At 59.4% G+C, this 714-nt stretch carries 1 protein-coding gene; it reads left to right on the top strand.

From position 1 onward, the window contains the following. A partial coding sequence (locus E4Q23_RS23155) for a transposase (RefSeq protein WP_169068757.1) occupies positions 1-516 on the top strand: 516 nt, incomplete at its 5' end. Between the last annotated feature and the right edge of the window lie 198 nt (positions 517-714).

Genomic DNA, 714 nt, shown 5'->3' with positions numbered 1-714 from the left:
ATTGCCCGCTTCGACGCTCGACTGCTTGGCGAGCTGGCAAGTGAGATGAATGCGCTGGCGCTGCTGCAAACGCTACCGGGCGTCGACGCGATCGGCGCCGCCATGCTGCTGGTCGAAATAGGCAGCGACATGAGTGCCTTTGGCTCCCCGGATCGCCTCGCTTCCTGGGTCGGCGTTTGCCCGGGCAACAACGAATCCGCCGGAAAACGAAAGTCGGGGCGCGTGCGCAAGGGCAATCTCTACGTCCGCCGACTTCTCTGTGAGTTCGCTCACGCCGCCAGTCGGACCAAATCAGCGTTCCAGTCCAAGTTCCAGTCGCTGATCGTTCGCCGTGGTTACAAACGGGCCATCGTCGCGCTGGCTCACAAAATGTTGCGCACCATCTTCTTCATGCTCAAGCGTGGCGAACACTACCGGGATTCCGCCACCAACTATGAGCAGCTTTCCGTACAGCGCAACGCTTCTCGCTGGATCAAGGCTCTGACTCGCTTCGGCTTCATCGCCGCAGCCGCTTGATTCACGACAACCCTTTTGCATGACCCCAGGCGATCAGGGGTTCCTGCGTCTTCCAACGAGCTTCTTTCGCATTAACAAATAGGGAAGAGCTGCCAGATTTTGAAACGGAACACCGTTTGATCCGGTGCCTGCAGAGGAAGCGCATCGGCACCTGGGAAACTGCAGACCTGCGACGTGCCAATCACATCGCTCGCGCGG

This window comes from Candidatus Accumulibacter phosphatis (genome assembly GCF_012939955.1).
Classification (GTDB): domain Bacteria; phylum Pseudomonadota; class Gammaproteobacteria; order Burkholderiales; family Rhodocyclaceae; genus Accumulibacter; species Accumulibacter delftensis.
This window is presented reverse-complemented; position numbering and strand designations above follow the sequence as displayed.